Origin of the sequence: Neisseria sp. HMSC055H02 (assembly GCF_001813335.1) — a bacterium.
Lineage (GTDB): Bacteria > Pseudomonadota > Gammaproteobacteria > Burkholderiales > Neisseriaceae > Neisseria > Neisseria sicca_C.
Genome location: NZ_KV812069.1, coordinates 1 through 498 on the forward strand (window position 1 = coordinate 1; position 498 = coordinate 498).

1 pseudogene is annotated in these 498 nt (G+C 60.6%); it reads left to right on the top strand.

Annotated elements, in window-relative coordinates:
• A pseudogene (locus HMPREF2907_RS02080) lies at positions 1-498 on the top strand (hypothetical protein); the annotation flags it as partial.

Below are 498 nucleotides of genomic sequence, written 5' to 3' on the forward strand. Positions count from 1 at the left end.
TCCAAAGGCACCAACGCCATCGCCATCGGTAAAGGCGCCAAAGCCAGTGCCGAGAACACCATCGCCATCGGTACCGGCAACATCGTCAGCGGCAAAAACTCCGGCGCCATCGGCGACCCGACCGTAGTAAGCGGCAACAGCGCTTACTCCATCGGTAACAACAACCACGTATCCGCCGACAACGCCTACGCATTGGGCAGCAACATCAAAGCCACGGTCAACGACTCCGTCTACCTCGGCGACCGCGCCCAAACCCAAGGCATCCGTACGGCTGATGCGGCCAAAGGCGAAGCCTATACCTACGGCGGTCTGAACGACAAAGCCGTGGCAGGCAAAGCAGGTTCGGCTGCCGCCGCGAACAAAGTCGCCGGCGTCGTTACTGTCGGCAACGGCACGGACGAGACCCGTCAGGTACAAGGTGTGGCGGCAGGTGTGGTATCGGCGGATTCTACCGATGCGGTCAACGGCAGCCAGTTGTATTACACCAACCAGGCGATT